This is a genomic window from Psychrobacter jeotgali (genome assembly GCF_904846315.1).
GTDB lineage: Bacteria > Pseudomonadota > Gammaproteobacteria > Pseudomonadales > Moraxellaceae > Psychrobacter > Psychrobacter jeotgali.
The window spans coordinates 338101-356924 of the sequence record NZ_CAJHAF010000001.1; the positions used below are offsets into that span (position 1 = coordinate 338101).

The following is an 18824-nucleotide window of genomic DNA, read 5'->3' on the forward strand; positions in this document are numbered from 1 at the left end:
GAGTCATGAATAACTTATCTTCTATAATAAAGGGAAGTTTGACCATATCTTATTATGCAGAGGCCATTAATGCTTAGTCGGTTGAACCTGGCAAATTACGAAAAGTGTTATTGACGTTACCAATCAATCTACCGCCATCCGCAGTATCGATAGTATTACTATCGGTAATCTCTGTCGGCGCATTGGTCTCTTTACCTTTGTCACGCGAGTCTTTATTGTAAGCAATTAACGCATCATTATCAGGCAAGAAGCTCTCAGGATCTGCCATAACCCACATCTGATTAAAGACATCGGCACGTGCATGGTTGTCGAGTAGAGCGCCTTTATCAGCAAAATAATAGAACTTTGATAACAATTTTATCTGTCCATCATCTAAACGCCTGGCGATATGGTAAGGTTGCAATTGGCTTGGATGCTCTAACCCCACCGCACCTACAATACTGGAGAGGGAATTTAGGGTGTTTTTATGAAAGCTGGCGACTCTCTCAGCTTTGCTAGGCACATCGAGCGCTTTTTGGCGATAAGGGTCTTGGGTGGCAACGCCAGTAGGGCAGGTGTTGGTATGGCACGAGCGCGACTGAATACAGCCTACTGCAAACATAAATCCGCGTGCTGAATTACACCAGTCGGCACCTAAAGCAATCATGCGTGCAATATCAAAGCCAGAGACAATCTTACCACTTACCCCAATCTTGATCTTATCGCGAATACCGGCGCCAACTAAGGTGTTGTGGACGAGTAAAAACCCATCAACCATAGGCATACCTACGTTATCCATAAACTCAACGGGTGCGGCTCCTGTACCGCCTTCAGCGCCATCGACCACAATAAAATCAGGATAATTGTCCGCCTCAATCATGGCTTTGACAATGGCCATAAACTGCCACGGCTGCCCGATACAGAGCTTAAAACCAACGGGTTTACCACCTGATAGTTCACGCAGCTGCTGCCAAAATGCAACCAGTTCACGAGGGGTACTAAAGGCGGTATGTGAAGAGGGTGAAATACAATCTTGCCCCATTGGGACTTCACGAGTCTCAGCAATTTCTTGAGTAATTTTCTCAGTGGGAAGTACACCGCCTTTACCTGGTTTTGCCCCTTGAGAGAGTTTAATCTCAATCATTTTAACTTGGGGGTCAACGGCTTTTTCTGCAAAAGACTGCGGATCAAAATTACCGACGGCGTCGCGGCAACCAAAATATCCGGTACCCAGCTCCCAAATCAAATCCCCACCAAACTTACGATGATAAGGGCTAATAGCGCCTTCACCGGTGTCGTGAGTGAAGCCGCCCATTTTTGCACCTTGGTTGAGCGCCATAATGGCATTGGCAGATAGACTACCAAAGCTCATCGCTGATATATTAAATACCGACATATTATAAGGCTGCTCACAGCGTTCACCGCCAACAATAATACGAAAGTCTTGCGTGTCTAAAGGCTCACTAATAGCGGACTGCAAAAACCACTCTTTACCATGGCTATATAAATTTTCAAGAGTACCAAAAGCGTTGGTATCACTGACATTTTTTGCGCGTTGATAAACCAGTGCACGCTGCTGACGTGAAAACGGTACTTGTTCCTTATCATCTTCTAGCAAGTATTGACGAATCTCAGGACGAAAATCCTCAAGGATATAGCGAATATGCCCGGCAATAGGATAGTTATTCAATATGGAATGCTTCGATTGGATTAAATCATAAATCCCTACAGCAACCGCCAAACCACCGATAACGATTAGCCACCAATTCATCAGTAATAATCCTGCTAAAAATAGCAAGATTGCCGCTGCAAAGGTACTGTAACGCAGTAAAACTCCTACTAAATAAGGGGAGCTGGTTTTAGGTTCAGGATTAAGATTGGTACGAGATTGGGGCATAGCAACGCTCAACTATAGATAGATATATATTAGATACTAAAAATCATTACGGCACAGATAAGGTCTTTTGCCTATTTATCTGTCGCCGATATTATAGGCCTATAATATCACGGCTCACTATGAATTGAGTAACGGTGTGCTAATGTTTGCTTTTGTGCGAGGGTGAGCGAGGGCTAAGACGTGCTTCTCATCCCAAACCTTTTATTAACGTATCTCACCCTTTCACACAAACCACCTGACGCAGTGTATGTACCACATCGACCAAATCACTTTGCGCGGCCATCACATCTTCGATATCTTTATAAGCTGCTGGAATCTCATCAATCACCGCGGCGTCTTTGCGGCATTCTACGCCTTCGGTTTGAGCGATTTGATCTTTGATGGTAAAGGTCTTTTTGGCCTCAGTACGAGACATGATACGACCTGCACCATGCGAGCAAGAGTGGAACGACTCTGCATTACCTTTGCCGCGGACGATAAAGGATTTAGCGCCCATTGAACCCGGGATAATACCGTATTCACCAACCCGCGCCCGCACTGCGCCTTTACGAGTAACGAATACTTCCTCGCCAAAATGCTCTTCTTTATCGACATAGTTATGGTGACAGTTCACCGCTTTTCTTTTGGCATTAAAGGGCTTGGTGACTACTTTTCGCAATGCTTTAATGGCATTTTCCATCATGATTTCACGGTTTTTAAAAGCAAAGCGCTGTGCCCAGCCCACCGCAAACCAGTAGTCGTCAAAGTACTGAGTACCTTCAGCAAGATACGCCAAATCCTTATCCGGTAAGTTGATCGACCACTTACGCATATCCTCCCGCGCCAGCTCAATAAAGTAGCGACCAATAGCGTTACCCACCCCGCGAGAGCCGGAGTGCAGCATAATCCACACCTGATTGGTCTCATCTAAGCACACCTCGACAAAGTGGTTGCCGGTACCCAGCGTTCCTAGATGCATCAAGTTATTGGTGTTTTTAAGCTTAGGGTGCTTTTGAGTGATATAGTTAAAGTCATCAACCAGCGTGCTCCAACCCTCTTTCACTGAGTCATCAGGATTTGACCACGCGCCAACATCTCGGTGTGAACCGCGTCCACGGGTTTTACTGCGACCGTGCGGAATGGCTTTTTCAAGCTCGCTGCGTAGACCGCGCAAGTTATCGGGCAGATCGTCAGCACTCAGCGTGGTTTGCACCGCCATCATGCCGCAGCCGATATCAACGCCGACCGCCGCAGGGATAATCGCCTCTTTGGTTGGCAGTACCGTACCGATAGTGGCGCCCATGCCGACGTGTACATCTGGCATCACCGCCAGCCACTTATAAATAAATGGCATTTGTGACGCTTTGATTAGCTGCTCATGCGCTTTTGGATCTACAGGGACGCCCTTTGTCCAAAGCTTGATAGGGGCACCGCCGTCTTGGATAACGTTATGATTTATGGGTTGCATAAAAACTCTCTCAAATTTATCAATGTTAATTTTTTAGTAAATGGTGTTTTTAATAATTATTTAATCGTTGTTGTTTTATTAGCTAAGGCTATGTTAAAGCTTAATATTATAGCATATTTTTGTTTAAGTTATTGATATTAAAGGTAAAATGAAATTTATTAAAGATGAGGTGGAAAAGTAGGGAGGAGATAGAAAGAGATTAGCTTGTGAATTTCTTTATTTTTATGACTCATTTTTAACTTAGCAAAAGGCTGGATTAAAAACCCAGCCTATATTTAATTATTCAGCTAGCGGCTCTACGGGCTCAACTTCAGCATCCGCTGGGCCTTCTACTGGAGCAGCTTCCTCTGGCGGCGGTTCGGCACAGCCCCCTAATAAAAGTACCCCTGCTATTAAACCAAACCACATTTGTTTTTTCATTGATTACTTACTCCTTTAACAGGTGATTATTCGGCTTCATTAGAATTAATGGAATTAACTCTATGTAGGTGTTATTCATTAATAAAATGTAAGTCTAAAAATTATAAGCTTTATTATCATAACACCTGTTTGCTACTTTCTAGGATTACAAAGTGTGATGAATATAGTGCTCATACTATAAACCGCTTTAATCTCCACGCCCAATCCGCTCAGCCAATGCTTGTAACTTGGGTACAATCATCGCCGCATAGTCTTCACTAGTCCAATTAGCCTGGGGAACGCTGGCATTTAATGAATAGCCATAATGACCGGTAGTCACATCAAATACGCCTACAGCGACTGCCAGAATATCGGGTGAATACTCTCCATCAGATAGCGTATAACTGTAGGTTTGATAATGCTGCTTTGCTTCTATTAAAGCGGTTTGCGCTCGTTGATAGTCTGTTTCTACCAAACGTTCTTGTAAATGAGTGTCAATGACTGCCTGCCTAGTAGGCGAGCTTACCGCATAAAAAGCACGTCCAATAGCCGTAGCGGCAACCGGAACCGCCGAGCCTACTTGTAGGTTTACCGATAGACGGGCAGGGCTACGAAAGCAAGCCAGATAGCGCATTTCTCCTTCAATCTCGGTTGCTAGATTGACCGAAACTTCGTTTTCTGTGGCGAACTGGCGTAATAAAGGTTCAGCAAAGGCGACCAAATCGTGCCGACTCCATGCAGTTGCACTTAAACGAACGGCGCTACTGCCTAGCTGATATTGACCTTGCGCAGTAGTACGTAAAAACCCCAGCGAGGTTAAGGTGTAAATCAGGCGAGTAACGGTTGCCTTTGGTAATCCACTCATCTGACACAATTGCTGATGGCTTAACTGTTCATGATGCTCAAAGGCGCTCAGCAAAGCCAGTCCACGTCCAAGCGCAGTCACAAATTGCCGATCTTCGTCAACCTTGCTCTGATTTAGAGTATCCGTGAGGCGCTCTAGTAAAGGCGAGGTAGTAGGTAGATGATTTGTCATTTAATAGGTAAATATCCAGTTAAAGGTTTACAGAGCAACAAAATTCTGTTTAAATAGTTTTATTAATGAAACTAAGTTTTGCATAGCGGAACTTATAAGTCAATGATAAATTAATGACTGCAGCAGCCAATTAATGGCTATCAATCATCATGCGTCGGTCAGGGAGACTGACACCAAGGAGTACAACATGGCAAATTACAGCGTCCCGAGTTTTGATTGGGAAGACCCTTTTTTATTACGTGACCAGCTGACAGATGAAGAGCGTATGGTCACTGATAGCGCTCGTCAGTTTTTTCAAAAAGAGCTGATGCCTGGTATTTTAGAAGCCAACCGTAATGAGAATTTTGATCGCAATATTATGCGTCAAATGGGCGAAATGGGTTTACTTGGAGTTACCATTGACGGTTATGGCTGTGCTGGCTTGTCGAGCGTGGCTTATGGTTTGATCGCTAAAGAGATTGAAGCGGTGGATTCAGGTTACCGCTCAGCGATGAGTGTGCAGTCAAGCTTGGTCATGCATCCTATTCATGCCTACGGTACCGAAGAGCAAAAAGAGAAGTATCTGCCCAAACTGGCTACTGGTGAATATGTAGGCTGTTTCGGCCTGACTGAGCCCGATTCAGGTTCAGATCCAGCCTCAATGTCCACTCGTGCACGTAGTGTCGATGGCGGTTATGAGCTGACCGGCAATAAGATGTGGATTACCAACAGCCCAATCGCCGATGTATTCGTTGTATGGGCGAAAGACGACGAAGATGTGATTCGCGGCTTTATCTTAGATAAAGGTATGAAAGGTTTATCTGCACCGAAGATTGAAGGTAAGTTTTCACTGCGAGCTTCCGTTACCGGTGAGATCGTAATGGATAAAGTTTTCGTTCCAGAAGCCAACGCTTTCCCTGATATCCGTGGTCTTAAAGGTCCGTTTGGCTGCTTGAATAAAGCCCGTTATGGTATCGCTTGGGGCTCAATGGGTGCGGCTGAATTTTGCTGGAAAGCGGCGCGTCAGTATACCCTTGATCGTAAACAGTTTGGCCGTCCGCTAGCGGCAACGCAGCTTGTGCAGTTAAAGCTTGCCAATATGCAAACCGAGATTGCTTTGGGTTTACAAGCAGCACTGCGTGTCGGTCGTCTGATGGATGAAGACAATGCAGCGCCTGAGATGATCTCACTTATCAAGCGTAATAACTGTGGCAAGGCACTCGATATCGCTCGTGTTGCTCGTGATATGCATGGCGGTAATGGTATCTCCGATGAGTTTCATATCATCCGCCACGTGATGAATCTAGAAGCAGTCAACACTTATGAAGGCACCCATGATATCCATGCGCTTATTTTAGGTCGTGCCCAGACTGGCATCCAGGCTTTTTTCTAATTTTAAGTTGAATACAAGATTTGCATAATCAACGTACGTTATTGTTGGCTCTTAATGAAGCGCTGAACATTAGCGTACGTTTTTTAGTTTTTGAAAGATAGTAATAAAACGTGTTAATGATAAAAATAATAAAGCTCGTTCAAAAGTAATATTAAGCAAATAAGGAATATCATGGACAAAGTAGATATTAATAATAGCAGTGCTAATAAGAACGGCGACATTGCTAACAAGGTTAGTAACGACGCTCAGGGGGCATTGCAAGGTATCAAAGTGCTAGATTTATCTAGAGTGCTGGCAGGTCCTTCTTCCACTCAAATTCTAGCTGATCTTGGCGCTGAGGTTATTAAAATTGAGCGTCCTCGCATTGGCGATGAGACCCGTCACTGGGCACCGCCTGCGTTCAGCGATGACACCTCCGCCTATTACGCCACCATTAACCGTAATAAAAAATCCCTCACGGTTGACATCACTACAGCTGAGGGTCAAACGATCATCAAAAAGCTCGCCGCTGCTAGCGATATCGTGGTAGAGAATTTTAAAGTGGGTGGACTTAAGAAATACGGCTTGGATTATGAGAGACTTAAGAAAGACAATCCGTGTCTGATTTATGCCTCATTAACAGGTTTTGGTCAGACCGGCCCCGATGCTAAGCTGCCGGGCTATGATTATATTATTCAAGGTCTATCAGGACTGATGAGTATCACGGGGCCTAGTGATGGTGAACCGCATAAAGTTGGCGTCGCCGTGGTGGATTTGTTTGCAGGCTTGCAGTTGACTATCGGTATTCAAGCCGCCTTAATAGCACGTGCGCATACAGGACGCGGGCAACACGTTGATGTGGCATTACTAGATAGTGCTCTATCGATGTTGGCCAACGTCGGTATGAATCATTTGGCATCCGGAGATGTGCCGCCGAGACTAGGTAATCAGCACCCTAATATCGTGCCTTATCAAGTGTTCGCTGGTAAAGGCTCGCAGCATTTTATTCTCGCTTGCGGTAATGATCAACAGTTTGCCCGATTATGTGAAGTGCTAGAAGCTGACTGGCATCAGGATGATCTATATACCAGCAATCCTGCACGAGTGGCAAACCGTAAGCAGTTGTGTGATCAAATTGCCGATAAGTTTGCTCAGCAGCCGCGTGCCCATTGGTTACAGGCGTTGAGTCAAGCGGGTATCCCGTGTGGACCTATCAATGATATTGCTGAGGCCTTAGCGATGCCGCAAGCTCAGGCACGTGAGATGGTGGTCGATTTTATCGCTCAGGGCAGTCCGGTCAAAGCGCTGGGCAACCCCATTAAACTGTCTGAATCGCCGGTTAGCTATCGGACGCCGCCACCAACTCTTAGCGAGCATACCGATGAGACTTTGGCCGCTTTGGGCTACGATAGCGGGATGATAGCCAAGCTTAAAGCGGATGGTATTGTTTAATAACCACTTCAATCTTCCCCCTAAAATGTTATGAGCAAAGGAATGCCTCACATGAAAATATACAGTCACCCCAATCTAAGTTTACATAGACCGCTCCCTTACTTTTCTTATGGCAAGATGCATGATCCTCTGGAGGTGCCGGAGCGTATGACTGAGTTGCTAAAAGCGCCGGAAGCTTTGGGACTAACCGTAACCACTGCCAAAGACATAGGCATGACGCCAATATTAGCCGTACATGACTTTGGCTATGTGGATTTTTTAAAGCATGGTTATGATGAATGGATGGCGGTAGAAGAGGATCTGGGCGCACAGGTGCAAACAGGGATATTCGTACCGTATGACAATCCTGGAATTGGTATTATGGCTAAAGCAGCAAAATATCAAGCAGATGATAGTGCGCCAATCAGCGAGCATTCATGGACGTCAATCTATTGGTCCGCACAAACAGCGTTAAGTGCTGCTGATGCTTTGTTGGACGATGTGAGCACTCAGAGCGATGTGCAATTGTGCTTTTCACGTCCTCCTGGTCATCATGCCCGAAAAAGTGCAGCCGGAGGGTTTTGCTATCTTAACAACGCTGCCATTATCGCTGAATATTTAAGACAAAAATACCAAAAGATAGCCATTATCGATACCGATATGCATCATGGCCAGGGTATTCAAGAGATATTCTATAATCGTCGTGATGTGCTCTATACGTCAGTACATGGCAGCCCTATTAACTTTTATCCGGCAGTCACTGGTCACGAACATGAAAAAGGTGCAGGCGAGGGCGAAGGTTATAATATTAACTACCCAATGCCTCATGGTACCGACGAAGTAGAGTTCTTCAATTACGTTGATCAATCAATCGAAACGGTTAAACTATTTGATGCGGACGTTGTTATTCATGTATTAGGCTTTGATGTTTATAAAGACGATCCAGAAGCCAAATGCAAGGTCAGTACAGAAGGTTTTAAAACATTAGCGCAAAAGCTTATAGCTTTAAATAAACCTGTGATCGTGCTGGTTGAAGGTGGTTATTATCTACCCAAGCTCAATGAAAACTTGCAATCGTTTCTATCAGGATTAATGCCAAAATAGCTCGTAACTAATAACCGCTACGTTGCTAGCAGCGTAGCGGTTTTTTCGTAGGCTGATTTCTGATTCCACTAAGAATAGTGGCTGAATTAATGATGGGTTTTCATAGTTAAAGCCAATTATCAGAGCTTAATACTAATGAAACCTAAGTGCTAATAAAACCTAAGTGTTGTTCAATCTGTTCAGCCAACTGGATAAGAGCTGCACTGACTTCTTCACGCCGACATTCATACTCTGCTTGCAAAAAGCTTACCGCCATACCAGCGATGGCGTTGCCAGAGGCATTACGAATATAAGTGCCTAAACAGTACATGCCATCACGCAGTTGTCCATCATCCAACGAGATACGACTGCGGTGCACCATGTTGAGCTCGTCTTGTAGACGGTCAAAGTTATCGACCCCATTTGCGGTCAAGGGTTCAGGAAAACCGCTCTCATATATTGATTCAATATTATCCATAGAGAGTGTCGATAACATGGCTTTACCGGTCGCTGAAAATACGGCAGGAACACGTACACCAGCGCGGAAAGTAAAACCTAGTGGGGCGGGTGCTTCGTGACAAGCTAAAAACACCACTTCGCCGACATCGAGCTTTGACAAGGTAACCGTATGCTGTAATAACACGGGATACTGCGTAATTAGGTCTTTAAACAATTGAATAATACCTTGCTGCTGCTCATATTTGCCCGCCCAATAAAGTAGATATGAGCCCAGATGAAAGCGACTATCAGCATCTTTATAAATAACGTGTTTGGATAGTAAGCTCTGCAAAATATTATGGGTTGAGCTTCGCGGGAGCGCTAATTGTTTAGCAATTTGCGCTGCGGTCAAGGGTTGCGAGGCGGCAGTGATTAAATCTAGGATTTGAAAGGTTTTATCTAGTGCAGGGACTGCCGTTGTGCTCATATATAGCCTATAGATTCTGGTGTAAGAATTAGTTTAAAGGCTCATTAACTGACCTTTAATAAATTAAATGATAAAAAGACAAATAAAGGTTGCAAAAGCTATCTAGTCGTTCTTATAATGATGTTTAGTATATAGAATTAATGTTCAGTATATTGAACAGTTGAAAAATTATCAATTATTAATTGTGTTTTATGAATATGAATAGCACTGCATCGGTTCTATTAAAGTATAGTTTTTTAAAGATAAGCAATAAACATAACAACAAGGACGGTTACAATGTCAAAAGATAAGCCACATAACACTTCATCTACTCTAAAATTATCCAATCCAGACCTGCTCAAGCAGCAGTGTCTCATAAAAGATGGTTGGCATGAGGCTAGTGATGCCGCTACTATCGAGGTGACCAATCCCTTTAATGGTGAAGTACTCGGCAGCGTACCTAGCTTAACCCAGCAAGATGTCAATGATAGCGTTGCTTACGCTCATGAAGTACAAACATCATGGGCTGCAAAAACGCCAAAAGAGCGTGCCGAGCTCATGCAAAAATGGGCCGACCTTATCGATGCTAATAAAGAAGATTTGGCTATCCTTATGACTGCCGAGCAAGGTAAGCCCTTGACTGAATCACGCGGTGAGATTGGTTATGCCAATAGCTTTATTCGCTGGTTCGCTGAAGAAGGCAAACGTGTCTATGGCGATGTGATTCCTGCTAATCAAGCGCAGCTACGCCACGTTATCTTAAAGCAGCCAGTCGGTGTGTGTGCCGCCATCACTCCTTGGAACTTTCCAGCGGCGATGATTACTCGTAAAGTAGGGCCTGCGCTAGCTGCTGGCTGTACCATCATTGTCAAACCAGCCACCGAAACCCCTTTTTCGGCCTTGGCATTAGGCGCTTTGGCGGAGCAAGCAGGTATCCCAGCAGGGGTCATTCAAGTGGTTACCGGTAAATCTTCTGTTATTGGTGAAATCCTGACGGGTGATGCACGAATTAAAAAGCTATCGTTCACAGGTTCTACTGAAGTAGGGCGTACTCTGATGGCCCAATGTGCGCCTACCATCAAAAAGCTGTCTTTAGAGCTCGGTGGTAACGCGCCCTTTATCGTCTTTGATGATGCAGATCTTGAAAAAGCCGCTGAAGGTTTGATTGCCTCCAAATACCGTAACGCTGGTCAAACCTGTGTTTGTGCCAACCGGGTCTATGTTCAAGAAACTATCAAAGATGAGTTTTTAGAAGTCTTTATCAAAAAAGTTGCTGAGCTTAAAGTCGGCAATGGTATGGACGAAGGCGTCGATATTGGGCCTTTGATTAATGAAGGCGGGCTTGAAAAGGTGCAAGCGCTACTAAAAGACGCTCTCGATAAAGGGGCAACGCTAGTTACGGGCGGAAGTACTAACAGTGCATCAGAGCTCACTTATAATCCAACGGTAATTACCGATCTCAGTACGGATATGGATATCGCTCGCGAAGAGATATTTGGTCCTATTGCCTCAATATTTACCTTTAAAGATGAAGAAGAAGTCATTCGCCGAGCTAATGACACTATTTATGGTTTAGCGGCCTATTTCTACAGTGGTGATTACGCCCGCTCATGGCGAGTCACCGAAGGCCTTGATTACGGCATAGTAGGCCATAATACCGGTTTGATTTCTACCGAAGTTGCACCGTTTGGCGGGGTTAAACAGTCAGGCTTTGGCCGTGAAGGTTCGAAGTATGGCATTGAAGAATACGTGTCTACCAAGTACTGGTGTTCTGACGTCAGTTGATACTACTTAAAATCTCATTTTTTAACTCTATAACGTTATTATAGACAGCTCTAGTATTACAAAACTAGTATTACCAGAGCTGTTAACTCAATCTTTTAAGATACTATTTAAAATGCTATTAAAGAAAAGGATATTCTTATGACTACTACCAATCAATCACTACTCGAGCGCCGTAAGGCTGTTTTGCCAACTGGACTTGGTGTTGCCTTTCCAATCTTTGCTGACAAAGCAAAAAACTCAGAAGTTTGGGATGTTGAAGGCAATCGTTATATCGACTTTGTTGGCGGTATCTCGGTACTCAATACGGGACATAGCCACCCTAAAATTATTCAGCGCGTGCATGAGCAAGTGGATAAGTTCACTCATACTGCTGCACAAATGATCAACTATGAAATCTATGTCGAGCTTGCCGAAAAACTTTGCCAAAAGGCGCCTATTAGTGGTGACAAAAGAGCTTTCTTTTTGACCACGGGTGCTGAAGCAGTCGAGAACTGTATCAAAATAGCCCGTGCCAAAACGGGTCGTCCTGGGGTTATCTCTTTTGTCGGCGGCTGGCATGGTCGTACTTTAATGTGCATGAGCCTCACCGGTAAAGTTATCCCTTACAAAAAAGACTTTGGTCCAATGCCAGGTCCTGTCTTTCATGCGCTATTTCCTGCCGAAGAATTAAATGTTACGGAAGAACAGGCGCTGCATAGCCTTGAGATGATTTTTCAGGCCGATATTGATCCAAGCGAAGTGGCGGCGATGATTATTGAGCCGGTACAAGGCGAGGGTGGCTTCCATCAAGTGACACCTTCATTTGCCAAGGCATTACGTGAAATCTGTGATGAGCACGGCATCGTACTAATTTTTGATGAAGTACAGTGCGGCTTTGCTAGAACGGGTACTTTATTTGCGTCCGAGCAATTAGGGGTTGAGCCTGATCTAATGACTAGCGCTAAGAGCTTAGCCGGCGGTTATCCTATATCTGCCGTCGTTGGTCGTGCGGATATTATGAATGCCCCGAAAGTAGGTGGTCTGGGTGGTACTTATTCAGGTAATCCGGTGGCAGTAGCAGCAGCTCTTGCTGTCATAGAAATCATTGAAGAAGAAAATCTACTTGAGCGTAGTGTGGAGATTGGTGACAAAATCGCTTCATTCTTACGTGATCTAAACTTAAGCTGCATCGGTCATATCCGTCATAAAGGGGCGATGCTGGCTTTTGAATTAATTAATAGTGATGGCAAACCCGATACGGAAGCGACTGCTAACCTAAAAGCAAAAGCTTTTGAGCAAGGCTTGTTATTAGCCTCTTGTGGTATGCATGGCAATGCTATTCGCGTCATGGTACCACTTACAGTTGAAGATGAGGTGTTAGATGAAGGGCTGGAAATTATCAAAGGAATCTTGAGTGCTTAATTTAAATTAAGTTTAGCTATTTTATGTCAGACACTATATATTAAATATTGTAATATTTTTAATTATACTGATAAGCACTTTTATATAGTGTCAGTTTAGCACCAAGGTTGACCTCAAAGCATTCGCCTTACTAATGAGCTTTGCAACGGCGCCTTGTCAATCAAGACGCCGTTTTTGTTTGTAGTGATTAGAGAGGAATAGAGTTATAGGTTTAACCCGCTTAGCTGTAAGATACAGTTAACATGGATGACACATAGACAAGGAGTAAGTTATGTCTGTAATGAAAAAATCGCTAGGGGTAGTCGATATTATTGCCTTAGCATTCGGAGCTATGGTTGGCTGGGGCTGGGTAGTATTAGCCGGCGGTTGGGTAGCAATGGCTGGTACTTGGGGCGCTATGACGGCGTTCTTTATTGGCGGTCTTATAGTAATAATGATTGGTATCACTTATGCTGAGTTGATTGCCTCCATGCCAGTGACCGGTGGTGAGCATACCTATACCCATCGTGCACTCGGGGTTAATGTCTCCTTCATATGCTCATGGAGTATGTTGTTCGGTTACTTGTCGGTAGTAGCTTTTGAAGCCGTAGCGCTACCAACGGTGGTTGAGTATTTGATTCCCAATTATAATCAGGGCTATTTGTGGTCAGTCGCAGGCTACGAGGTTTATGCGACATGGGCAGCGGTTGGTATGGCGGGCTCCATCCTTGTTACTTGGCTGAATACTCGCGGGATGGAGGTCAGTGCTTGGTTCCAAAAAACCGCAGTCGCTGGAATTTTATTCGTCGGAACCTTACTGTTTATAGGGGCAGTATTGTTTAATCCGGATACTAACAATACCGATTTGGCTCCAGCTTTTATTGGTGATGGTTTCTCTGGTGTCGCTGCTGCTATTACGGGGGTCATTGTTATGGTGCCCTTTATGTTTGTAGGCTTTGACGTTATTCCACAAGCGGCTGAAGAGATAGACTTGACCCGCCCTAACATTGGTAAGTTTTTGATTATTGCCTTGATTGTGGCAGTGATTTGGTATGTGGGCGTCATCTGGAGTGTCGGGGTGACACTGCCTGTAGCACTGGCGGAAACCTCTACTTTGGCAACAGCTGATGCGATGGAAAGTGCGTGGCAAGGCAGATGGGCAGGGGTTTTACTGGTTATCGGCGGAGTACTTGGTATTATGTCGAGTTGGAATGCCTTCTTGATTGGTGGTAGCCGCTTACTTTATGCGATGTCCAAGACTCATATGCTACCGGCATTTTTAGGTAAACTGCATCCTAAGCATAAGACACCTATCAATGCTATCTTATTCATCGGTGGTCTAGCAACGCTTGCGCCGTTATTTGGTCGCCAAATGCTGGTGTGGATTGTGACTGCTGGTGGCTTTGGGGTGGTGATTGCTTATACCTTGGTAGCCATTTCATTCTTAGTACTGCGCTACCGCGAACCTGAGATGGTCCGTCCTTTTAGAATACCTAAAGGCAAAATCGTCGGAATGGTTGCTATTGTGCTTGGTTTTGGTTTATTTGTTCTATATTTGCCGGGTATGCCAGCAGCGCTTAGTGGCCTTGAGTGGGCAATATTCCTTGGCTGGACCGCATTAGGCATCGCATTCTTTGCTTATGAATCCATGAAAAACCCAGGTATGAGTAAGAAAGTTATGGACGAGGAGCTAGAGGGGCTTAAAAATATCAATCAGCAGTGGGTAAAGGATAACCCCTACGAAGCAGAATAGAAAAGTGAGTCAGTGAGCCCATCGTAACAAAGCCTAGCGTCAATAAGATGCTAGGCTTTTTTTATGTTGCTCTAAAGTTTCTGATTAAGACTTATCACGAATGAGCTTATAGTTCAAAAACTCAGTGATACCAAGAGTACCAAGCTCTCGCCCAAACCCTGAACGCTTGACGCCGCCAAATGGGGTGTTGGCTTCGCTACCCGAAGGCGCATTAATCGTAACCATGCCGACTTCTAACTTTTCGGCAATCTCTGCTGCCAGTGCTGCATCTTGAGTTTGAATAGAAGCGCCCAGACCAAAAGGCACATCGTTAGCGATTTTGATAGCATGTTGAATGTCACGAGCTTTATAGACGACAGCCACAGGGCCAAATAGCTCCTGGCTATAAACATCCATTGAATCATCAACATCAGTTAACACTGCAGGCGCAAACCAAGCGCCAGGCTTATCTTTCATCATACCGCCTTCTACTAAGACAGTAGCACCAGCTTGTACAGCACTATCTAATTGTTGTTGCAAATTGACCGCCGCACTTTTTGAAGACATCGGACCGATAGCGGTTTTTTCATCCAATGGGTCAGCTAGGGTCATGGAACGTACCGCATCCGTAAAGCCCTGAACGAACATATCATAAACAGACTCTACCACGATTAAACGCTTAGCGGCATTGCAAGCTTGTCCGGTATTACCAAAACGGCCAGAGATTGCACCTTTTATAGCCTGCTCAATATCTGCATCTGCGGCGACAATAAAGGCATCTGAGCCGCCAAGCTCTAACACTACTTTTTTAAGGGCATTACCAGCTTCTTTAGCCACTGCTTGCCCCGCACGCTCGGAGCCTGTCAGTGAAACCCCTTGCACCCGCTCATCTTTGATAATGGTTGCTGCTTGTTCATTGGTAGCGAATACATTGTTATAAACGCCATCAGGGATACCAGCTTCTTTAAAAATCTCAGTAATGACTTCTGCTGTTTTTGGGCATTGCGGCGCATGCTTTAAAATGACGGTATTGCCAGCCATAAAGTTGGGTGCAACGAAGCGAGCCACTTGATAATGGGGATAGTTCCACGGCATAATACCGAGCAATGCACCCACTGGCAGCTTCTTCACTGAAGCTGAGCCGCTATCAACGTCGATTTTGTTGGGCGCTAATAACTGCTCAGCATTGTCAGCATAATAACGGAAAATCTCAGCCACTAAGCCGATCTCGCCTTTACCTTGAGCCACTGGTTTGCCCATCTCTTTAGCAATGATAGCGGCCAGCTCATCTTGACGTTCAAGATAAATATCAGCGACCTTATGCAATAAGGCACTACGCTCGCTAAGCGCCACCTGACGCCAGTCCTGATAGGCATCGTCAGCTTTTTTAAGCGCTTGTTGGATATCTTGTTCACTGGCAGTAGGGTAAGTAGCTTCTACTTCACCAGTAGCAGGGTTGGTTATTTGATAATCACTCATAGTTATTCCTTGGGTTCAAAGTCCATTTTTGGTTTACTTTTAAAGCTATCTTAAAAATAAAACCACTATATTTTGACGGCGGGTTGCTGCTGGGTAATACAATGAATATTGCCACCGCCAAAGACATACTCCTATTACTTGATACTGGGGAAAGATTTTTTCAAGTTGTGCTATTGCTAGGCTATCATTAACATCATCATAGCTGCCTGTTAAAAGTGGCCTTTATAAGAGTATAGTTAAGATTGAATAGCTCAACCATGAGTCAGTAAAGTACCGTACATGGAGGGGCGACGATCACGGAAAACGCCCCACTGCTGACGAGTAGCCGCAAGCTCATCCAAATCAAAAGTTGCTTTGATAATCTCGCTGGTATCTGCTGAAGCTTCTTCGATGATAGCACCTCGTCCATCGGTGATGAATGAGCGGCCGTAGAACGACATAACATTGTCCACTCCATTTTGGGTGATAGTTTCTTCTCCAATACGATTAGAGGCCACTACTGGCATCAAGTTGGCGGCGGCGTGCCCTTGCATACAGCGTTGCCAATGATCTTTTGAGTCGATATTAAGGGTAGGCTCATCGCCAATAGCGGTAGGGTATAATAAAATCTCAGCACCCATTAAGGCCATACTACGTGCGCATTCAGGGAACCACTGATCCCAACAGATACCTACACCAATCTTGGCGTACTTGGTTTGCCAAACTTTAAATCCGGTATCGCCGGGGGTAAAGTAGAATTTTTCAGCATAAGGAATACCATCTGGTATGTGGGTTTTACGATAAGTGCCCAGTATTTCGCCATCGGCATCAATAATGGCAATGCTATTAAAAAAGGTATTGCCCGACTTTTCATAAAAGCTAATAGGGATTACAACTTCAAGCGCTTTAGCCAGTTGTCTAAAGTGTTTAATAGCAGCATTGTCCTCTACTGAGGTAGCAAGTTTGAAATAATCAAAGTCATGTACTTGGCAAAAGTAAGGGGTCTCAAATAACTCTTGTAATAAGACAATATTAGCGCCCGCTTTGGCGGCATGGGTGACCAAGTCGGTTGCTATGGCGATATTCTGCTGTTTATCCCAACCACATTTCATTTGAGTAGTAGCAACGGTGACTAATCGCATAATCTAAATCCTTTTAGTCATATAAAACTGTTTATTAAAAATTGCTCATTAAATATTCGTTCAAAGTTGATGATGGGTAATTACTTGCAAGCAATCACCCATCAAAAGACTCTAATCTTTTATTGCAATCAAGCCATGTAATATCCCAAAATTAAGAAGCTGATAGCGGCTAATACTGCGCCAAGTATCGCATAGGGGAACTGGGTAAAGGCATGCTGCATGGGCGAGCATCCTGCGCCTTGGGAGGCAAGCAGTGATGAGTCACTAAAGAAGCAAGCATGGCTACCAAATGACGATGCTGATAGCAAGGCGCCAATCATCAAGGGCGTGCTCACGCCAAGTGCTAATGATATTGGAAATACAATCGGCATAGCCAAAACATACAAACCCCAGCTCGATGAAGTCGCAAAAGTTAAGAACGCCATAACGATAAAGATGACCGCAGGGAAAATCATTATCGTCATATAAGGTGTGATGGTTTCAATAACATAGGCCGTCATGCCAAGCTCATTGTTGATGGCACTTAAGAAGAAGGCGCCGATGACCGTCGACAGCGGATACAACATGACTTTAAAACCCTTAAACAAAGCTTCGACTTGAGTCTCAAAACTCAAAATACCTTGCACCCAATAAACTATTACGGTAACAAAGCAGGTCAATAGCGCGCCACGCAGCAGATCAATCTCAAAGTAAACCGTTGAGATAATAAGTAATAACATAGGGAAAGAAAAGTTTGCGATATTAGCTTTAAAAGATAATTTACGCTTAGCTTGAACATTTGAAACCAATTGCTCTTCTACAAACGCCTCGGGCACAGGATTACCTGCTTTGGCTCGTTTCTCTGCTTTTTTCATCGGACCCCAATCGCCCAAAATGCCATAAGCGACCAAGAATACAATAAGTAGGGCAAACCATGCATAAGCCATGTAAGGAATGGCGCTGATATAGAGCTTGAGACCACCGCCATCGACTGCGACCCCGTTCTCTTCTAATAGACCAGCAAAATAGACCGCCCAAGTTGAAATAGGCACTAAAATACACATAGGCGCTGCGGTTGAGTCGACGATATAAGCCAGCTTCTCACGTGATACGTTATAAGCGTCGGTCAATTTTTTGACTGAGGTTGAAACCGCCAAACAGTTGAGATAATCATCAATAAAGATGATAACGCCTAAACCAAAAGTCGCCAGTAAGGACTGCCGACGAGATTTAATAATTTTTTGTAGCCATTCACTAAAGCCATCGAGACAGCCGCTAATCTCAAGCAGCTGAATCAGACCACCCATCAGACCACAAACCAAAACAATCCATATAATGGTCTCATTACCTAAGACCGTTGACATATTGTCAGCAAAGGGGGATATCAGATCAAAGGGGTTGAGCATAACTAGGCCAGCAACGCAGCCTGCTATCATTGATTCAAACGGACGTCTGGAAACAACAGCTACTACCAATACTAGTAGCGTCGGTAATAGAGACAATGCTCCCCAAGACTCATTGGCATCGTTATTAAAAGATAACCAGGCAAAAACAAAATATATCGCTATTCCTGTCAGTAAGGTGATAAAAACGCGCTTATTATGATGCTTTCTTTGAACCGCATCGTTCAGCCCCATATTCATAGTTACACTCCTTGTAAACTCTCATTGTTTTTAAAAAGAACCATCCTGTTCTCAAGTTGTTTTGCGATAGGCAATAGCAGATCTATTGATCTGCTATCACTTACAATGACAATCGGCTTCCTCAATGATTTAGTCTAACTTTATAGTTTTGGCACTGGGCTACTGACAGCAAGATAAA

The 18824-nt window shown here is 44.3% G+C and carries 14 protein-coding genes; 6 read left to right on the forward strand and 8 right to left on the reverse strand.

Going from position 1 to position 18824, the window contains the following annotated elements; genetic code table 11:
* Positions 1 to 73: 73 nt before the first annotated feature.
* The 4 genes from JMX18_RS01405 to JMX18_RS01420 all read right to left on the reverse strand — a co-directional run bounded on the left by JMX18_RS01405 (position 74) and on the right by JMX18_RS01420 (position 4758).
* Entirely contained in the window at positions 74 to 1876 is a 1803-nt protein-coding gene (locus JMX18_RS01405; protein ID WP_201582987.1) for an FMN-binding glutamate synthase family protein, read from the reverse strand.
* Between the two features lie 214 nt (positions 1877 to 2090).
* Positions 2091 to 3323, reverse strand: a complete 1233-nt coding sequence (locus JMX18_RS01410) for an RtcB family protein (protein WP_201582988.1) — start codon at positions 3321 to 3323, stop codon at positions 2091 to 2093.
* Between the two features lie 279 nt (positions 3324 to 3602).
* Entirely contained in the window at positions 3603 to 3743 is a 141-nt protein-coding gene (locus tag JMX18_RS01415; protein WP_201582989.1) for a hypothetical protein, read from the reverse strand.
* 187 nt (positions 3744 to 3930) lie between these two features.
* On the reverse strand, positions 3931 to 4758 hold the full coding sequence (locus JMX18_RS01420; RefSeq protein ID WP_201582995.1) for an IclR family transcriptional regulator: 828 nt from the start codon (positions 4756 to 4758) through the stop codon (positions 3931 to 3933).
* Between the two features lie 187 nt (positions 4759 to 4945).
* On the opposite strand from JMX18_RS01420, the gene JMX18_RS01425 reads away from it, so the two are divergent.
* The 3 genes from JMX18_RS01425 (at position 4946) to JMX18_RS01435 (ending at position 8644) form a co-directional block, all read left to right on the forward strand.
* Positions 4946 to 6130 carry an acyl-CoA dehydrogenase gene (locus JMX18_RS01425; RefSeq protein WP_201582996.1) on the forward strand — a complete coding sequence of 395 codons (1185 nt, stop codon included), beginning with the start codon at positions 4946 to 4948 and terminating at the stop codon, positions 6128 to 6130.
* Between the two features lie 171 nt (positions 6131 to 6301).
* Positions 6302 to 7561: a CaiB/BaiF CoA transferase family protein gene (locus tag JMX18_RS01430; protein WP_201582997.1), complete on the forward strand. Its 1260-nt coding sequence runs from the start codon at positions 6302 to 6304 to the stop codon at positions 7559 to 7561.
* Positions 7562 to 7612: 51 nt separating this feature from the next.
* On the forward strand, positions 7613 to 8644 hold the full coding sequence (locus JMX18_RS01435) for a histone deacetylase family protein (protein WP_201582998.1): 1032 nt from the start codon (positions 7613 to 7615) through the stop codon (positions 8642 to 8644).
* Positions 8645 to 8786: 142 nt separating this feature from the next.
* On the opposite strand, the gene JMX18_RS01440 is transcribed toward JMX18_RS01435, so the two are convergent.
* Entirely contained in the window at positions 8787 to 9548 is a 762-nt protein-coding gene (locus JMX18_RS01440; RefSeq protein ID WP_201582999.1) for an IclR family transcriptional regulator, read from the reverse strand.
* Positions 9549 to 9824: 276 nt separating this feature from the next.
* On the opposite strand from JMX18_RS01440, the gene JMX18_RS01445 reads away from it, so the two are divergent.
* The 3 genes from JMX18_RS01445 to JMX18_RS01455 all read left to right on the forward strand — a co-directional run bounded on the left by JMX18_RS01445 (position 9825) and on the right by JMX18_RS01455 (position 14445).
* On the forward strand, positions 9825 to 11312 hold the full coding sequence (locus JMX18_RS01445; RefSeq protein ID WP_201583000.1) for an NAD-dependent succinate-semialdehyde dehydrogenase: 1488 nt from the start codon (positions 9825 to 9827) through the stop codon (positions 11310 to 11312).
* A 138-nt stretch (positions 11313 to 11450) separates the two neighbouring features.
* On the forward strand, positions 11451 to 12713 hold the full coding sequence (gene gabT, locus JMX18_RS01450; protein ID WP_201583001.1) for a 4-aminobutyrate--2-oxoglutarate transaminase: 1263 nt from the start codon (positions 11451 to 11453) through the stop codon (positions 12711 to 12713).
* 271 nt (positions 12714 to 12984) lie between these two features.
* Positions 12985 to 14445 (forward strand): APC family permease, encoded by a 1461-nt coding sequence (locus tag JMX18_RS01455; protein WP_201583004.1) that lies wholly within the window; start codon positions 12985 to 12987, stop codon positions 14443 to 14445.
* Positions 14446 to 14529: 84 nt separating this feature from the next.
* Here the strand turns inward: JMX18_RS01455 and JMX18_RS01460 are convergent, their stop codons facing one another.
* The 3 genes from JMX18_RS01460 to JMX18_RS01470 form a co-directional block, all read right to left on the reverse strand.
* Entirely contained in the window at positions 14530 to 15903 is a 1374-nt protein-coding gene (locus JMX18_RS01460; protein WP_201583006.1) for an NAD-dependent succinate-semialdehyde dehydrogenase, read from the reverse strand.
* Positions 15904 to 16154: 251 nt separating this feature from the next.
* Positions 16155 to 17024: an N-carbamoylputrescine amidase gene (gene aguB, locus JMX18_RS01465; RefSeq protein ID WP_227674520.1), complete on the reverse strand. Its 870-nt coding sequence runs from the start codon at positions 17022 to 17024 to the stop codon at positions 16155 to 16157.
* Between the two features lie 128 nt (positions 17025 to 17152).
* Positions 17153 to 18646 (reverse strand): Na+/H+ antiporter NhaC family protein, encoded by a 1494-nt coding sequence (locus JMX18_RS01470; protein ID WP_201583008.1) that lies wholly within the window; start codon positions 18644 to 18646, stop codon positions 17153 to 17155.
* Positions 18647 to 18824: the final 178 nt, after the last annotated feature.